The sequence below is a fragment of the Spirosoma fluminis genome (assembly GCF_054778895.1).
In genome coordinates this window covers 418,546-433,207 of record NZ_BAAGZD010000004.1, presented here as the reverse complement: position 1 = coordinate 433,207, position 14,662 = coordinate 418,546, and the positions used below count along the sequence as shown (strand labels likewise).

Here is a 14,662-nt window from a genome sequence, read left to right as displayed (position 1 = left end):
GCCCCTGCGGATAATTACGTTTTTTTAACGTAAAGTCTACGTAACGGCCTTACTACGTAGTAAGCTGGGGCGCAGTCTGCGGGCCGAATTTAGTCCGGCTGGCGTAGCCCAGGCCAAGGCCAACACTCGACAGCTTATTCTGGTCGGCAATGGCCGCATCGGGGAAGAGTTGCTTCAAAGTCGTTTGTACGGCCTGCACTTCGGTTGAGCCCCCCGTTAGGATAATCAGGTCAATGGCCGACGCGGGTACGCTGGCTGCTTGCAGACACGCCCTGGCAGCCTCGGAAATCCGCTCAACATCCGCTTCAATCGACGATTCGAACAGGCTGCGTTCGATGAGCGTCGAAAAACCGTCCTCGACAAAGTCGAACATAGCGTTGTATTGATTCTGCGCGGAGAGCGCAATTTTTGCGTCTTCGGCGGCCGACAGCAGCAAATGCCCCGTTTCGCGCTCCAAGACGTTCAGCAGGCGTTTGTATCGCTTTTTATCGTGCGATTCGTGGAGGATTTGCCGGATCTGCATGATCAGTTTAGGCGTATACAGGAAGTTTACCTTACTCCATTCGGCCAGATCGTGATACGGTTTCAGCGGAACGTCTAACTGCTTAGCGCCGTAGGTGCTCCGGTACCCTAATTCAGGCATAATAGCCGCCAGACTTAAGGCTTTATCGAAGTCATTCCCGCCGACCCGAACGCCCGTGTTGGCCAAAATATCGGACGACCGATCGGCTTTCGATACGTATCGGTTCGACAATTTGATAATGGTAAAATCAGAGGTACCCCCGCCCAAATCGGCCACAAGGGCCAGTTTTTCACCCTGGATACGAGCCTCGTGGGCAAAAGCTGCGGCTATCGGTTCGAACTGGAACTCCACCGACTTAAATCCCATGCGCTGCGCAATGGCTGTCAGTTCGGCCTGTGCCTGGGCGTCCGCTTTGGGGTCGTTATCGACAAAGTGAACCGGGCGCCCCATGACCACGTTTTCGATTGACTCTCCGGCCAGTGCGTCTGCTTTATCTTTCAGGTGTTTAAGAAAAGCCGTGATAATCGAGCTGAAATTCATCGAAGCCCCGTTCACCAGCGTGCCCTGCTTCATGAGCGACGTACCCAGCACCCGCTTTAAGCTCCGCATGAACCGCCCGTTCTCCCGGTCGAAGAACGACTGGATAGCCGCCCGCCCATAAACGGGTTTATTATTGATCTGTCGAAAGAAAATGGCGCTGGGAATGGTTACGTGCGTTTGCTCGACCGGCACCAGCGTGATGTCACCGTTCAGGTCGATGGCTATAGTTGAGTTGGACGTACCAAAATCAATTCCGCAGGAATGTGTTGACATGCTTATTCAGGTAACGAGTCTGCCGCAATCCGCCTGCTTCACCGCGAATACGTAGCGTCAGCGCGGACGTAACAGATGGTTAAGGGCAAAAAGAGCGCAAATGTACGCGAATAAAGTATCTGATGACACCAGGGGTTGCGCTTTTTCGGTTCCGTCCAGTAAGTGGTTTGCCGTGTCGTGCTCACACCGCAATGGCCTTTTTCAAACGAAACCCGACTGCGACCGGTTAAGCGTTCGTATGGCAACCTCTTCATTACGTTCTCTGTTAGCCCGTGCTGGCCTCGACTGGTTCATATTGGCCTTACTGGCTATGATCGGCCTCGCCCGAATCTGGCCGGAGCCGGGCATTCAGGAAGGGCTGTTTTCGCTATCGGCGCTGGCGAACTACGGCGTTTCGCTGATCTTCTTTTTCTACGGTCTGCGGTTAAATTTCGGGCAGCTCAAGGCCGGTTTACGCAACTACCGCCTTCACCTGGTCATCCACCTGACAACCTTCGTCGTTTTTCCGGCGGTCGTGCTGACCGCCCGCGCGTTGCTGTTGACACCCGAAACGGAGCTGCTCTGGTTAGGCATCTTCTACGTAGCTGCGTTGCCGTCCACGGTTTCGTCGTCGGTTGTAATGGTTTCCATTGCTCGAGGGAATCTGCCAGCCGCTATTTTCAACGCCAGTATTTCCAGCCTGATTGGGGTGTTCATTACGCCCATCTGGATGGGGTTTGTGCTGACCAGCACGACCGGTGGCCAGTATGATCTCCGTGGGGTAATTGGTAAGCTAACTTTGCAGGTTCTTGTTCCCGTTGTACTGGGGCTTCTGCTCAACCGTCGGCTCGGGTGGTTTGCCGAACGCAACAAGACGTATCTGCGCTATTTTGATCAGATCACGATCTTACTCATTGTATATACGGCCTTCTGCGAATCGTTCCACCTGAATCTGTTCGCTAACTACTCGGCCGCGGACCTATTGTGGCTGGCCGCCCTTATGCTCGGCCTGTTCGTTCTTATTTCTGGCTTTGTTACGTTGGTCAGCCGCGTATTGGGCTTTACCCGCGAAGACCGAATCACGGCCTTGTTCTGCGGGTCCAAAAAGTCGCTCGTGCAGGGGAGCGTGATGGCCAACGTACTTTTTCCCCCTACCCTGGCTGGCATTGCCTTACTGCCGATTATGGTGTACCACGCCCTGCAGCTCATCGTCGCCAGCATTCTGGCGCAGGGCATGGCGAACCAGCAACCCGATTCTACCGAAATAAAGGCCATTCAGAAGTAGTTTTTATGCTTTCAGTAACCCGAAAAAGGCATTCGGCGAATCAGGCCTATGGGGTCGTTAAACGCAGCGGCCCCGGATGCCTCTAAGAATCAGTAACGCACAAAAACAACGTACTGATCATGAAAAAGACAATCGCAGCCGCCCTTACATTCTTTGCCCTGACAACCACCGTAATCTTTGCTCAAGGCGTTTATTCAAGACCCTACAACAACCGTCCTCAATACGGCGGAACGCGATACGACCGCGACCAGCACCAGGACGACCTGAAAATTGACCGGATCGATGCGATCGTGGGTCTCAGCCGCCGTCAGGAAAAGCAGCTCCACAAGATCGAAGATAACTACGACCGGATGTTTGCTACGTCGCGCTTGACTCCCGATGGCTACCGTCAGCTTCAGCTGCGCAAACGGCAGGATATACTGGCCGTCCTGACATCCGCGCAGCGCGACCGGCTGTTCGCCCAGCAACAACAATATGGCCCGGCTCCACGTAACGCTCCGTTCGGACGCCGGGGTTAATTGGCGTCAGAAGCATTTTGAGGTAGTGATTTGAGCTGACAGACCGTGGCTTTTGGGCACTGGCGAGGCACTTAAACCGCTTCTTCAATCCTATGGAACAATGCCTGAATGGATATGTTAACAAATCCATTCAGGCATTGTCTTTTCTGACAAACCAGTATTTTTGAGCGTTCCTTTCTGAGTACTCTTGTCCGCTAGCCCGTCTTCCTCCTCCCCCCTTAATCCCGATCTGAACCGCCGGGCGTTTGGCCCTTCGTTCACATGGGGCACCGCCACAGCCGCTTATCAGATCGAAGGAGCCGTTGACCGCGACGGACGAGGGCCTTCGGTATGGGATACGTTCTGTCATCAGAAAGGCAAAATCAAGACCGGCGAACATGCCGACATCGCCTGTGAATTCTACGACCGATACGAGTCTGATTTACAGCTTCACAAAGCGATGGGTTTTGACGCATTCCGGTTCTCGCTGGCCTGGCCCCGGATTTTACCCGACGGAACCGGACGGATTAACGAAGCCGGACTGGCTTTCTACGACCGACTGATTGATAAATGTCTGGAACTGGGCATTACGCCCTGGATCACGCTCTACCACTGGGACCTGCCCCAGGCGCTCGAAAACCAGGGCGGCTGGCCAAATCGCAGCATCGTTGACTGGTTCGCCAATTACGTCGATATCTGCACCAAAGCATTCGGCCATAAGGTAAAGCACTGGATCGTGCTGAATGAACCGCTGGCGTTTTCGGTACTGGGTTATTTCACCGGGCAGCACGCGCCCGGCCGACGAAGCTTCCGCAGTTTGCTGCCCGTTATTCACCATACGGCTTTGGCCCAGTCCGAAGGGGGTCGGATTGTTCGGCGGAACGTGCCCGATGCGCAGGTTGGTACTACCTTTTCCTGCTCCCCCATTGATCCGTTTACCGATTCTCCGCGCGACCAGGCGGCTGCGGCCCGTGTTGATGCGCTGCTGAACCGGCTATTTATTGAACCAGCGCTTGGTCTGGGCTACCCGACCCGTGAATTACCCTTTCTGAGCGGCATTGCTAAAAAAGTGGCAAAACCGGGGGATATGGAGCGGCTGGCGTTCGATTTTGACTTCATTGGTCTTCAACATTACTTCCGGGCCGTGGTCGAGCAATCGTATTTCATGCCCTATCTGTGGGCCAAAGACGTATCGCCGTTACGTAGAGGGGTGCCGACCATTACGGAAATGGGTTGGGAAGTCTATCCCGAAAGTATGTACCGCATCATTCGCCAGTTCGGGCAGTACGCGGGCGTCAAGAAAATATTCATCACCGAGAGCGGAGCCGCTTTTTACGATACCGTGCAGAACGGCGACGTGAACGATGCAGCCCGTCGGGACTATCACCAGAATTACCTGCGGAACGTACTGCGGGCCAGGCAGGAAGGTTTTCCGGTAGAAGGCTACTTCGCCTGGACCTTCCTGGATAACTTCGAGTGGGCCGAAGGCTATCGCCCCCGCTTTGGGTTGGTATACGTTGATTTTCGAACGCAGCAACGGATCGTCAAAGCGTCGGGCCGCTGGTTTCAACAGCTGTTAACGGATACGCCTGATTGGGTAGGCCACCAAAGCCACTAACGCTTTTTTCAAACCTCACCGCTAGTCAGGGAGTTGTTCAGCATACATAAACTGACCAACGTTATGCAATACCCCGAATTTATTCATGAGGCCAAACAGAAACTTGGCGTTGATTCTGAGCAGGAAGTGCTCGACATTACCCGTGCGTTTCTGCATACATTAACCGAACACCTGGCGGGTAATGCCGCCGATAACCTGGGGGCTCAGCTGCCGGGTCCACTGCTGGATATTATCCGCGAAATCAATCCGGAAGAACGGGATCAGGGCCAGCGCTTCAAGCTTACCGAGTTTTACGACCGCGTGGCCGATAAAGTAGGTGCCGACCAGGAAACGGGCCAGCGTTATACCCAGCAGTTCATGCAGTTGTTCAGCTCGATGATCACCGAGGGTGAACTGCACAAGTTAAAAGTGACGCTGTCGGAGGATTATGCTCCCCTTTTCGACTCCGTTTCAACCTCGGAAAACGCGTCTAATGTATAATGAATGAACAGCGGATACTGGACAATGAGTACTGTCAGCCGAACGTGAAGCGACAATCAGTATTTATTGTACAGTATCCTTGTTTATTTGCCATCCTATGCCAGCTATACTTCCTCTTACTACCCCAGAACAGGCCGTAACGGCTATCCAATCCGGCAACCGCGTATTTATTCACAGTGTTGCGCAAACCCCGCACGTCCTGATCAACGCGATGGTCGGGCGAGCAGCCGAGCTGAAAGACGTTGAGGTCTGCCACATTCACACCGAAGGTCCGTTGCCCTATCTGGACGCGCAGTACCATGATTCCTTCCGGGCCAACTCGTTTTTCATTGGTGCCAACATGCGTAAGCAACTGAATCAGGGCATCGGCGACTACGTCCCCGTTTTTCTGAGCGAGGTGCCCTTACTGTTCAAGCGAAAAATTCTGCCGATCGACGTAGCGCTCATTCAGGTTTCTCCGCCCGACCAGCACGGCTACTGCTCACTCGGCCCCTCCGTCGACGTATCGTTAGCCGCTATTCAGTCCGCGAAATACGTTATTGCCCAAATCAACCCGCGGGTTCCCCGGACGCATGGCGACGGGCTGATCCCGGTGAGTATGCTTTATGCCGCAGTCGAAGTTGACGAGCCGATCTACGAAGTGCTGCCCGGCGAAATCAGCGCCGAAGACCGCAGGATCGGCCAATACGTAGCGAGTCTGGTCGAGGATGGAGCCACGCTTCAACTTGGCATTGGCGGCATCCCGAACGCTACGTTAGCCGAACTGATTCATCACAAAGGATTAGGAATTCATACGGAAATGTTCTCGGATGGGGTGATCGATCTGGTTGAGCGGGGCGTTATCACGGGCGAGCACAAGACCGTGCTGCCACACCGGATTGTATCTGCTTTCGTAATGGGCAGCCAGCGGGTCTATGATTTTATCGACGACAATCCCGGCGTAGCCATGAAACAGGCCAGCTATACCAACGATACGTCCATTATCCGGCGTAACCCGAAAGTTACGGCCATCAACTCGGCGATCGAAATTGACATTACCGGCCAGGTCTGCGCCGACACGATCGGTACGTACCAATATTCGGGAGTGGGTGGTCAGATGGATTTTGTGCGCGGAGCGTCCTTGTCGGAAGGGGGCAAACCAATTATTGCCTTACCGTCGGTAACCAGCAAAGGGCTGAGCAAAATCGTGCCGTTCCTGAAAGAAGGCGCGGGCGTAACGACGACACGGGCGCACGTCCATTACATTGTTACGGAGTACGGTATTGCTGATCTATACGGTCAGAATCTGCGCCAGCGCTCCCGGGCGCTCATCAATATCGCCCATCCCGATCACCGCGAAGAGTTAGAGCGCCAGGCTTTCGCCCGATTCGGTAGTCTGTAAACACAAAGACAGGTACGTTTGCCGTTTCATATAAAATCCGTCACTTGACAGTCAGCAAGAGAGGAGATAAGCAATAATTGTATTATCCTTAACTCAACCAGTAATTGAAGTTGATACATTGATTAATGAGATAGCAACTTGAGATAATAGCCATCTTCTGTGAACATTATTGTCCGCATTGACAAGTTGTTATAAAAAAACGGGCGTTTATTGAGTTGCCACTATAGGGAAGTTCAAAAAGAAAGGACGACAGGCACTCTATTATTCATTGCGCAAACTCTTGACCCGATTCAGCAGGGCGGCTTTCACGCTCGGGAGGCTGACCGGGAGTAAGGTGATCACTAAGGCTCCCCCACTGGCAGCTACAAATACCCACCCACCTAGGGTAGTGCTGCGGAAAAATAAGGCAGCACCCAATCGCCATAAAAAGGTGGTCAGACCTGCGCCAAAGCATATAACGCGGAGCTAAAATTGACCAAAAAGACGCAAGATCGGCATCCCTGTCGCCCTACAGGTGCTGAACTAGCAATGGAAGCAGATACCCACCAGGCTCATCGGTCCGCTGGGGTTAACGGTAACCATCACGTAGGTTGCTCATCGATGGCTAGAACCCGCTGGCGGTGCTGGAGGCCCCACTGATACAAGGCCTGGATGACTGGCTCCAGCGTCTGGACATACTCCGTAGTGGTATACTCCACTAAGACAGGTAACTGGTCGTAGACCGTCCGTTTTACCAACTTATGCTCCTCTAAGTCCTTCAGCTCTTTGGCCAGCACCTTCGAAGAAATGTTTGGAATGCTCCGTTCGATTTCCCGAAATCGCTTATGGCCATACGTCAGGGAAATAAAAATGAGAATCTTCCATTTTCCACTAATGACGTCCAGCGCATCCCGAACTGGTAACATGCGCGACAAACAATCTTCCTGAGTAGGGGTCGGCTGACTCATCCTGGTTACCTTAAGGTTGCTGGTTACTTTTAGGTAAGCTTGCTAACTTTTGGTTAGCAAGCTTACCTACTTTTGACTTGCCAAACAAAGGCAGACTCAAAAAGATACAACGATGAAACGAGACAAGAGGATCTACTGGATCACGACTGGTCTGGCCATGCTGATGGGGGCCACCCCCGCCCTGTTCTATTTTACTAATGCCTATATGATTGACTCGTTCCGCCATTTGGGATTCCCAGACTATTTTCGGATTGAACTGGGCATCGGCAAACTATTGGGAGTGCTGCTGCTGCTGATTCCGGCGGTTCCCCGCCAAGTGAAAGAATGGGCGTACGTCGCCTTTGGCGTTACGTTTTTTTCCGGGGCAATTGCGCACGGGCTGGTTGACGGCATCGCCAAAGGCGTGGGACCAATTCTTCCCCTGCTGTTGCTGATTACCTCTTACTATTACTTCCACAAACGGGACGATGCAAAACAAGAGACAAACCCCTTAGCCGTTCATCATCGGTAAAACCGGAGAGGGCTCTAGGTGAGCGCCTTTCAGAACAGAAGAAGATCGATTAGAAGGATTCGTTGCAGGTCGATACACCCTTTTGTCTCATCTCACATAAGGCTCTTTTCGTGATACCGCACTCATTAAAAGCTTTTGACCTTCTTAAGTTAAGTGACGGCTTTTACGCAGGGCCGCCTGAGCGGTCTGCCGCTGCCGTACGAACCGGCAAACGTCACAAAGACGCCACTCATGACTAATGAGTGGCGTCTTTGATAAAGCGAAATTCAGGGCTATACTTTCAACTTCTCTACGTTCTTGTAGCTGATGGCGATCGCTTCCAGAGGTGGGCGCTTGCAAACGTCCTGCTCCACGAAGTAATGAGTCATACCCGCTACTTTCTTAGCGTCGAAAATCCGCTGGAAGTCAACCGAGCCGGTGCCTACTTCGGCAAACTCGCGCTCGGGCGTCTTCGCAATGTCTTTGATGTGCCAGAGTGGGAACCGGCCGGGGTGTTTCTTGAACAAGGCCACGGGGTCCTGACCCGCGATGATTGCCCAGTACAAATCCAGTTCCAGCTGAACGAGCTTCGGATCGGTACCTTTCAATAAGACATCGTACGGAATTTGACCGTCAACTTCCTTGAATTCAAAATCGTGGTTGTGGTACACGAACTGGATTCCCGCCGATTTACACACCTCGGCCGATTTATTGAATAGATCAGCAAACTGCTTGTAATCATCCAGCTTGGTACGTTCTTGCGGAAACAGGTACGCACACACCATATACTTCTGCCCGATCGAGGCTGCATCGTCAACGGCGCGTTTCCAGTCGTTTTTCAGCGTTCCTTTTCCGGTTACCACTACGTTACCGGTTGTATAGTGACCACTGGGCGACGACAGCCCAAGATCTTTCAGCAAAGCGGCATATTCTTTCGGCGACTTACCGAAGAATTTACCGTCGGCATAGCCAAACGACTCCACTTCTTTATAGCCAATATCCGCTACCCTTTTCAGGGTTCCGTCGGGGTCTTTACCCATTGCTTCGCGCAGGGTATACAGCTGTAAGCCAACCTTTTTGGAGGAAGCGGCAAACGCATTGACCGAAGGCAATAAAGCAACCGATGTAGCTAAGGCACTGATTTTCAGAAAATCCTGGCGGGTAATTTTTTTGGAGTGATTCATGTGATTATAACGGGGGTTACCGGCATGCCATTATCAGATTATACAGATAGTTGTTGTAATGGCCTGCAACAACAAAACTACAAAAAACAAGGTCACCCAGTTAGGCAGGTGACCTTGCTGCGGTTTTTATCCAGTAGCGGTTAAACGAGTCCTTTTTTCAAACCCTTCACCGCATAGTCAGCCGCGCGGGCCGTCAGGGCCATGTACGTCAGCGAGGGGTTCTGCGTCGACGTAGAGGTCATGCAGGCACCATCGGTAACAAACACGTTCTTGACGGCGTGCAGCTGATTCCATTTGTTCAGCATCGAGGTTTTGGGGTCCTTACCCATGCGGGCACCGCCCATCTCGTGAATATCAAGACCAGGGTTCCGCTTGTCGTCGCGCACCCGGATGTTGGTGAAGCCAGCCGCGGTGAACATCTCGGTCATCTGCTCCTGATAATCCTTCACCATCTTGTCGTCGTTGCTGTCGTACTCGATGGCTATTTTCAGTTGCGGAATGCCGAACGGATCTTTCAGCGACTGATCCAGCGCTACGTAGTTGGTTTCTTTCGGAATGGTTTCGCCCATCATGTGCGAGCCAACGTACCAGCCACCCAGCGTCGGATTCAATAGGCTATTTTTCAAATCGGCCCCGATGCCATCCTGGCTGGAGCGCGATTGGCGACCCGCCGAGAAACCAGCGGCATACCCGCGTAAGAAATCTGTTTCCTGTTTGAACACATTCCGGAATCGCGGAATGTACGGGCTGTTGGGCCGACGGCCATCGGTGGTCGAGTCCAGGTTTCCGTCGTACTGCGCCGAGATACCCGCCCGGTAATTATGGAACGCTACGTATTTACCCAGCACACCACTGTCGTTGCCGAGTCCGTTCGGGAACCGGCTTGAGGTCGAGTTCAGCAGGACCAGATTCGAGTTGAGGGCGGCCGCGTTCAGGAAAATGATGCGGGCGTAGAACTCCTTCATCTGCTTCGTTTCACTGTCGACAATCCGCACCCCGGTTGCCCGTCCTTTTGCTTCGTCGTAAATAATCGAATGAACGACCGAGTTGGGGCGCAGGGTCATCTTACCCGTTTTGGCCGCCCAGGGGATTGTCGATGAGTTGCTGCTGAAATAGCCACCGAAGGGGCAACCCCGTTCGCAGATCGTGCGGTGCTGACATTGGGCGCGCCCCTGCTGGATATGAATGGGCTGCGGCTTGGTGATGTGAGCCGCCCGGCCCATAATCACGTGGCGGTCTTTGTAACGATCGGATACCGCTTTCTGAAAATGCTTTTCCACGCAGTTCCACTCGTGGGGCGGCAAAAACTCGCCGTCGGGCAGGGTAGCCAGCCCATCTTTGTTGCCGGTGATCCCGGCGAATCGCTCTACGTAGCTGTACCAGGGCGCAATATCGGCGTACCGGATCGGCCAGTCGACGGAGAATCCATCGCGGGCGGGGCCTTCAAAATCGAAGTCGCTCCAGCGCTGCGTCTGCCGTGCCCACATCAGCGACTTACCCCCTACCTGGTAGCCCCGAATCCAGTCGAACGGCTTTTCCTGAACGTATGGATGCTCGGCATCTTTCACGAAGAACTGCTCGGTACCTTCGTAAAAGGCGTAGCATTTGCTGATGATGGGGTTAGCCTCGCGCACTTCCCGGCGCAGCTGGTTGCGGTGTTCAAACTCCCAGGGCTGCATCATCGTGGTTGGGTAATCGGTTACGTGCCGAACATCGCGACCGCGCTCCAGCACGAGCGTCCGCAGGCCTTTAGCCGTTAATTCTTTTGCGGCCCAGCCCCCACTGATCCCCGAGCCAATCACGATGGCGTCGTAGGTGTTCTGGGCCTGGGCGTCTATATTCAGGTATGCCATACTCGAAAATGGTCAGTGGTCATCCGTCATTAGCTAGTCATACGTTCTAAGCGATTCATGACGACTAATGAGAATGACGATTGAATAACGTTTATTTTGTTTGGGAAATCGCCTTGGAAGGAACCGGTACACAGCCATAGTAGTGGCCGGGCATAAACTGGTAGTGCGTCAGGTTGGTCATTACGTACTCCGAGCTCATGTAGCCCCGAATGGTCAACCCTTTCACCAGTCCGTAAAAATCTTTCTGCGCGGAATCGGCTGACTGGGCAAGCTGGGTAAGAAGCACCGTACGCTGCGTTACGTCGCCTTCGGCAAAAGGTTTACCGAACGTTTTTTGGGCAAGTTCGTCGGTGGCAGCCAGGCCGTTCCGAAGCGTATCCTGTGCCTTTAGGTCGTAGCAATCCGCGACCATTTTCTGAATGAACTGGTGAACGTTCAGAGCCTTGGCACCCGGCGTGTCGGTGGCCGGAATGATTGATTCGACGATGTCGGCCAGCAACGTATCTTGACTACGGGAGAGAAACGGGTCGGCTGAGCGAACTGTTTCGGTGGTCCAGCCAGATGCCCAGGCGGGCAGATTGACTAGCCCGCCAACCGCAACAGCCATTGTTTTTAACGCATTACGTCTTTCCACAAACTTGTATCTAGGATTCGGTTTATTCTTTCAAAGATACAACAGTGGGCTACGAAATTATATAGGGTTTTCCCTTAATCTTTCAAGTCACTACTACTATTGTGCTATAATTCGTTTTTTAGCGTTTTAATATGTGCAGAGTATAACCAGAACCATTTCTCAGGCCAGCTCCGCATGCGGCCTGCCAGACGGGTTAGCGCCGGAGCGTATCTTTTTTGGGTTTGCCCACCGGTATGCCAACGCCGAAGGCCCGGGGGTCGCTGGGCGGGGCCGTTCTGACTTTTCCCTTGCGCTGGCCAGGCTGCACAGCCGGTACGGCGTTCGGACGGGGCGACGACTGCATCAGAGCCCCCGGCGACGAAACCGGCGAATCGATCCCTGGAATCAAAACCTGCGTCTGGGCAGGCCCCTGGGTTTGTTTGGTTGAATCGTTCTGGGCGAAACAGACCGATGTAGATAGACTGGCGAGAAGAAACAGGAACAGGCGCATAACGAATGAGTTTATAGTTGGACGGCGTATTGACGGGGCAATACGTCATAACTAGTCAACCATTTACCAGGAGCAAAGTTTGTGATACAAGCCACCCGAAACCGGAATGGCAGCCCAGCGGGGCCTGTCGGTTCCGGGTCTCAAAAACAGGCCCGTCGGTGCGTTAACGGCCGGGGTCTTAACTTACCATGATAATGAAACTGTTAGTCGTTGAAGATGAGCCGAAAACCTTACAAGCCATTCAGCAGGGTTTAGAGGAAAGTCGGTTTGATGTAGATATTGCCTATGACGGCCTGATCGCCAAACGGCTGGCCCTTAAAAACAATTACGCGGCCATTATCACCGACGTTATTTTACCCGGCCTGAACGGCTACGAACTGTGCCGACAGCTGCGGGCTGCGGGCGTAACAACCCCGATCCTGCTGTTAACGGCACTCGGCGAAAGCGACGATCGAATTGTGGGCTTCGATTCGGGAGCTGATCAGTACCTGACCAAGCCGTTTCAGTTTGCCGAGCTGCTGGCCCGCATCCGTTCCCTGACCAAGCGCGGAATGCAGGTGTCCATGACCTCTCAGACGCTGCGCTACAGCGATCTGGAAATGAACCTGGACACGAAAAGTGTTACACGAGCTGGGCAGGTCGTTGAACTGACGGCCCGCGAGTTTGCTCTGCTGGAATACCTCCTACGCAATCAGGGACGGGTTCTGTCGAAGCCCGAGATTGCCGAACACGTCTGGGACATTAATTTCGATACGGGCACCAACGTTGTTGAAGTCTACATCAATTACCTCCGCAAAAAAGTGGATAAGGACTTTCCGACAAAACTGATTCATACGCTGTTTGGTATGGGCTACGTGCTGAAAGAAGAGTAAATACCTTAGCCCCCGCTTCTTCGATCTATGACCATCCGCTCACGGTTAACGCTACGGTTTACGGGCCTGGTGTCGGCTATCCTCGCGTTGACCTTCGCCAGTATTTACGGCTTCTGCTGGTATTACATCTCCTCGGATTTTTACCATCGGCTCGACCGGAAGGCGCATACCTACGGCGAACTCTTCCTGCGGCAACGGATGGAACCTCAGCTGCTGCGAAGAATGAGCCGCTTACGGAAAGATCAACTGCCCGACCAAAAAATAACCGTATATAACATCCGGAACGCGCCTATTTTCACTACCAACGATGCCATTACGCTCGGTATGCCCGCCCGCGAGCTGGATGCCGTCCGGCGTCAGGAACTGCGCGATTTTCGGTGGAACCGCTACTACGTATCGGGTATTCGCTATAAACTACCCATCGGTACGTTTGTAGTGATCGCCAGCGCCCGGAACGTATACGGTGACGAGTTTCTGCGTACTCTGCTGGTTACGTTCGGGCTGCTCTTTCTGGCGATTTGCGCCATCGTAGCCTTTGCTGGCCGACTTTACGCGGGTGACGCCCTGCAGCCGATGCAGCAGATTGAAGAGCAGTTGAGTGACATTTTTCCGCGTACGTTACACGAGCGGCTGCGCGTAGGCGACGAGAATGACGAGATCAGTCGGTTATCAGCGACCATCAATCGACTCCTCGACCGCATCGAGGAGTCGTTTCGGCTACAGCGCATGTTCGTGGCCAACGTATCGCACGAGTTGAAAAACCCGCTCACCCAGATCAGTTCGCAGCTGGAGGTAAGTCTGCTTAATCGTCGGGAGCCCGAGTCGTACCAGCAGACCATTCGGTCGGTGCTCGAAGATGTGGGCAATTTATCGACCCTGACGCGTGAACTCCTTCAGCTCTCTCAGGTCAACGCAGCCGATGCTGCGGGCCTGCTGACGGATCTGGTGCGTTTAGACGAAATTGTCTGGGATGTTCGCGATGAGATAATCACCATAAATCCCCGCTATACCGTAAAGGTTGATCTCGGTGAGCTGCCCGACGATTTCGACCAGTTAACGGTTTCCGGCAATGGTGCCTTACTCCGAACTGCCCTGAAAAACCTGACCGAGAACGCCTGCAAGTTTTCGTCCGACAGTCAGGCGTTCATTGACGTTACGTTCGAGGATAAAGTGGCCTGCATCAGTGTCCGTAACAACGGCGAATCGATTCCAGCCGAAGATTTGCCTTACATCTTTGAACCCTTCTACCGCTCCCGGCAAACCGCCGACGTGCGGGGCTATGGCGTGGGACTTTCGCTGGTTAAGCAGATTATACGCCTGCACCAGGGTCAACTCACTGTCAGTTCGTCGGCGAATGAGCCAACCGTATTCCGCATCGAATTGCCCCGTAGTCTCCTTTTTTAAGCAAATTCTAAGCCGCTCCTTAGGCGTGTCTAAGCTCTCAGGCCTAGTTTTGAGCCATGGCACAACTCATTGATAAACCTGAACATAGCGAGCCCTCTTCACGGTCTCAGTCCTCCCGGCGTCCCGACTATCTGCTATGGCTTATGGTTGGCTTGTTCCTGCTGGCTGTGCTCATCGGCGTATTGACGGACGTTCCATCCATGCTGTGGTAG

The 14,662-nt window shown here is 53.3% G+C and carries 15 protein-coding genes; 9 read left to right on the top strand and 6 right to left on the bottom strand.

The window, feature by feature from the left end; translation table 11 throughout:
- Positions 1-52: 52 nt before the first annotated feature.
- Positions 53-1,336, bottom strand: a complete 1,284-nt coding sequence (locus ACYVBJ_RS07305) for an Hsp70 family protein (protein WP_460981639.1) — start codon at positions 1,334-1,336, stop codon at positions 53-55.
- A 238-nt stretch (positions 1,337-1,574) separates the two neighbouring features.
- On the opposite strand from ACYVBJ_RS07305, the gene ACYVBJ_RS07300 reads away from it, so the two are divergent.
- The 5 genes from ACYVBJ_RS07300 to ACYVBJ_RS07280 all read left to right on the top strand — a co-directional run bounded on the left by ACYVBJ_RS07300 (position 1,575) and on the right by ACYVBJ_RS07280 (position 6,576).
- Positions 1,575-2,600 (top strand): bile acid:sodium symporter family protein, encoded by a 1,026-nt coding sequence (locus ACYVBJ_RS07300; RefSeq protein ID WP_460981638.1) that lies wholly within the window; start codon positions 1,575-1,577, stop codon positions 2,598-2,600.
- A gap of 119 nt (positions 2,601-2,719) precedes the next feature.
- Entirely contained in the window at positions 2,720-3,118 is a 399-nt protein-coding gene (locus ACYVBJ_RS07295) for a hypothetical protein (protein ID WP_460981637.1), read from the top strand.
- A 187-nt stretch (positions 3,119-3,305) separates the two neighbouring features.
- Complete coding sequence (locus ACYVBJ_RS07290; protein ID WP_460981636.1) at positions 3,306-4,715, top strand: GH1 family beta-glucosidase; 1,410 nt, start codon at positions 3,306-3,308, stop codon at positions 4,713-4,715.
- A gap of 63 nt (positions 4,716-4,778) precedes the next feature.
- On the top strand, positions 4,779-5,195 hold the full coding sequence (locus ACYVBJ_RS07285) for a DUF2267 domain-containing protein (RefSeq protein WP_460981635.1): 417 nt from the start codon (positions 4,779-4,781) through the stop codon (positions 5,193-5,195).
- Between the two features lie 97 nt (positions 5,196-5,292).
- The gene (locus ACYVBJ_RS07280; RefSeq protein ID WP_460981634.1) at positions 5,293-6,576 is read left to right on the top strand and encodes an acetyl-CoA hydrolase/transferase family protein; all 1,284 of its coding nucleotides are present in this window, start codon (positions 5,293-5,295) and stop codon (positions 6,574-6,576) included.
- A gap of 581 nt (positions 6,577-7,157) precedes the next feature.
- Here ACYVBJ_RS07280 and ACYVBJ_RS07275 read toward each other — a convergent pair.
- The gene (locus ACYVBJ_RS07275; RefSeq protein ID WP_460981633.1) at positions 7,158-7,523 is read right to left on the bottom strand and encodes a winged helix-turn-helix transcriptional regulator; all 366 of its coding nucleotides are present in this window, start codon (positions 7,521-7,523) and stop codon (positions 7,158-7,160) included.
- Between the two features lie 112 nt (positions 7,524-7,635).
- Between ACYVBJ_RS07275 and ACYVBJ_RS07270 the strand changes: the two genes are divergently transcribed.
- Entirely contained in the window at positions 7,636-8,034 is a 399-nt protein-coding gene (locus ACYVBJ_RS07270; protein WP_460981632.1) for a DoxX family protein, read from the top strand.
- 272 nt (positions 8,035-8,306) lie between these two features.
- On the opposite strand, the gene ACYVBJ_RS07265 is transcribed toward ACYVBJ_RS07270, so the two are convergent.
- The 4 genes from ACYVBJ_RS07265 to ACYVBJ_RS07250 all read right to left on the bottom strand — a co-directional run bounded on the left by ACYVBJ_RS07265 (position 8,307) and on the right by ACYVBJ_RS07250 (position 12,174).
- Entirely contained in the window at positions 8,307-9,197 is an 891-nt protein-coding gene (locus ACYVBJ_RS07265) for a sugar phosphate isomerase/epimerase family protein (protein WP_460981631.1), read from the bottom strand.
- 140 nt (positions 9,198-9,337) lie between these two features.
- The gene (locus ACYVBJ_RS07260; protein ID WP_460981630.1) at positions 9,338-11,050 is read right to left on the bottom strand and encodes an FAD-dependent oxidoreductase; all 1,713 of its coding nucleotides are present in this window, start codon (positions 11,048-11,050) and stop codon (positions 9,338-9,340) included.
- A gap of 91 nt (positions 11,051-11,141) precedes the next feature.
- Positions 11,142-11,657 (bottom strand): gluconate 2-dehydrogenase subunit 3 family protein, encoded by a 516-nt coding sequence (locus ACYVBJ_RS07255; RefSeq protein ID WP_460982124.1) that lies wholly within the window; start codon positions 11,655-11,657, stop codon positions 11,142-11,144.
- A gap of 220 nt (positions 11,658-11,877) precedes the next feature.
- Complete coding sequence (locus ACYVBJ_RS07250) at positions 11,878-12,174, bottom strand: hypothetical protein (RefSeq protein WP_460981629.1); 297 nt, start codon at positions 12,172-12,174, stop codon at positions 11,878-11,880.
- 194 nt (positions 12,175-12,368) lie between these two features.
- On the opposite strand from ACYVBJ_RS07250, the gene ACYVBJ_RS07245 reads away from it, so the two are divergent.
- From ACYVBJ_RS07245 to ACYVBJ_RS07235, 3 genes are read left to right on the top strand one after another with little or no spacing between them, the layout of a single operon-like run.
- Positions 12,369-13,046 carry a response regulator gene (locus ACYVBJ_RS07245; protein WP_460979920.1) on the top strand — a complete coding sequence of 226 codons (678 nt, stop codon included), beginning with the start codon at positions 12,369-12,371 and terminating at the stop codon, positions 13,044-13,046.
- 27 nt (positions 13,047-13,073) lie between these two features.
- The gene (locus tag ACYVBJ_RS07240) at positions 13,074-14,450 is read left to right on the top strand and encodes a sensor histidine kinase (RefSeq protein ID WP_460981628.1); all 1,377 of its coding nucleotides are present in this window, start codon (positions 13,074-13,076) and stop codon (positions 14,448-14,450) included.
- 56 nt (positions 14,451-14,506) lie between these two features.
- Entirely contained in the window at positions 14,507-14,662 is a 156-nt protein-coding gene (locus ACYVBJ_RS07235; protein WP_460981627.1) for a hypothetical protein, read from the top strand.

Coding starts and splice junctions, on each gene's coding strand:
- ACYVBJ_RS07275 (WP_460981633.1), bottom strand. CDS start 7,523: ATGAGTCAGCCGACCCCTACTCAGGAAGATTGTTTGTCGCGCATGTTA.
- ACYVBJ_RS07285 (WP_460981635.1), top strand. CDS start 4,779: ATGCAATACCCCGAATTTATTCATGAGGCCAAACAGAAACTTGGCGTT.
- ACYVBJ_RS07295 (WP_460981637.1), top strand. CDS start 2,720: ATGAAAAAGACAATCGCAGCCGCCCTTACATTCTTTGCCCTGACAACC.
- ACYVBJ_RS07235 (WP_460981627.1), top strand. CDS start 14,507: ATGGCACAACTCATTGATAAACCTGAACATAGCGAGCCCTCTTCACGG.
- ACYVBJ_RS07265 (WP_460981631.1), bottom strand. CDS start 9,197: ATGAATCACTCCAAAAAAATTACCCGCCAGGATTTTCTGAAAATCAGT.
- ACYVBJ_RS07255 (WP_460982124.1), bottom strand. CDS start 11,657: ATGGCTGTTGCGGTTGGCGGGCTAGTCAATCTGCCCGCCTGGGCATCT.
- ACYVBJ_RS07280 (WP_460981634.1), top strand. CDS start 5,293: ATGCCAGCTATACTTCCTCTTACTACCCCAGAACAGGCCGTAACGGCT.
- ACYVBJ_RS07305 (WP_460981639.1), bottom strand. CDS start 1,336: ATGTCAACACATTCCTGCGGAATTGATTTTGGTACGTCCAACTCAACT.
- ACYVBJ_RS07245 (WP_460979920.1), top strand. CDS start 12,369: ATGAAACTGTTAGTCGTTGAAGATGAGCCGAAAACCTTACAAGCCATT.
- ACYVBJ_RS07260 (WP_460981630.1), bottom strand. CDS start 11,050: ATGGCATACCTGAATATAGACGCCCAGGCCCAGAACACCTACGACGCC.
- ACYVBJ_RS07300 (WP_460981638.1), top strand. CDS start 1,575: ATGGCAACCTCTTCATTACGTTCTCTGTTAGCCCGTGCTGGCCTCGAC.
- ACYVBJ_RS07250 (WP_460981629.1), bottom strand. CDS start 12,174: ATGCGCCTGTTCCTGTTTCTTCTCGCCAGTCTATCTACATCGGTCTGT.
- ACYVBJ_RS07270 (WP_460981632.1), top strand. CDS start 7,636: ATGAAACGAGACAAGAGGATCTACTGGATCACGACTGGTCTGGCCATG.
- ACYVBJ_RS07240 (WP_460981628.1), top strand. CDS start 13,074: ATGACCATCCGCTCACGGTTAACGCTACGGTTTACGGGCCTGGTGTCG.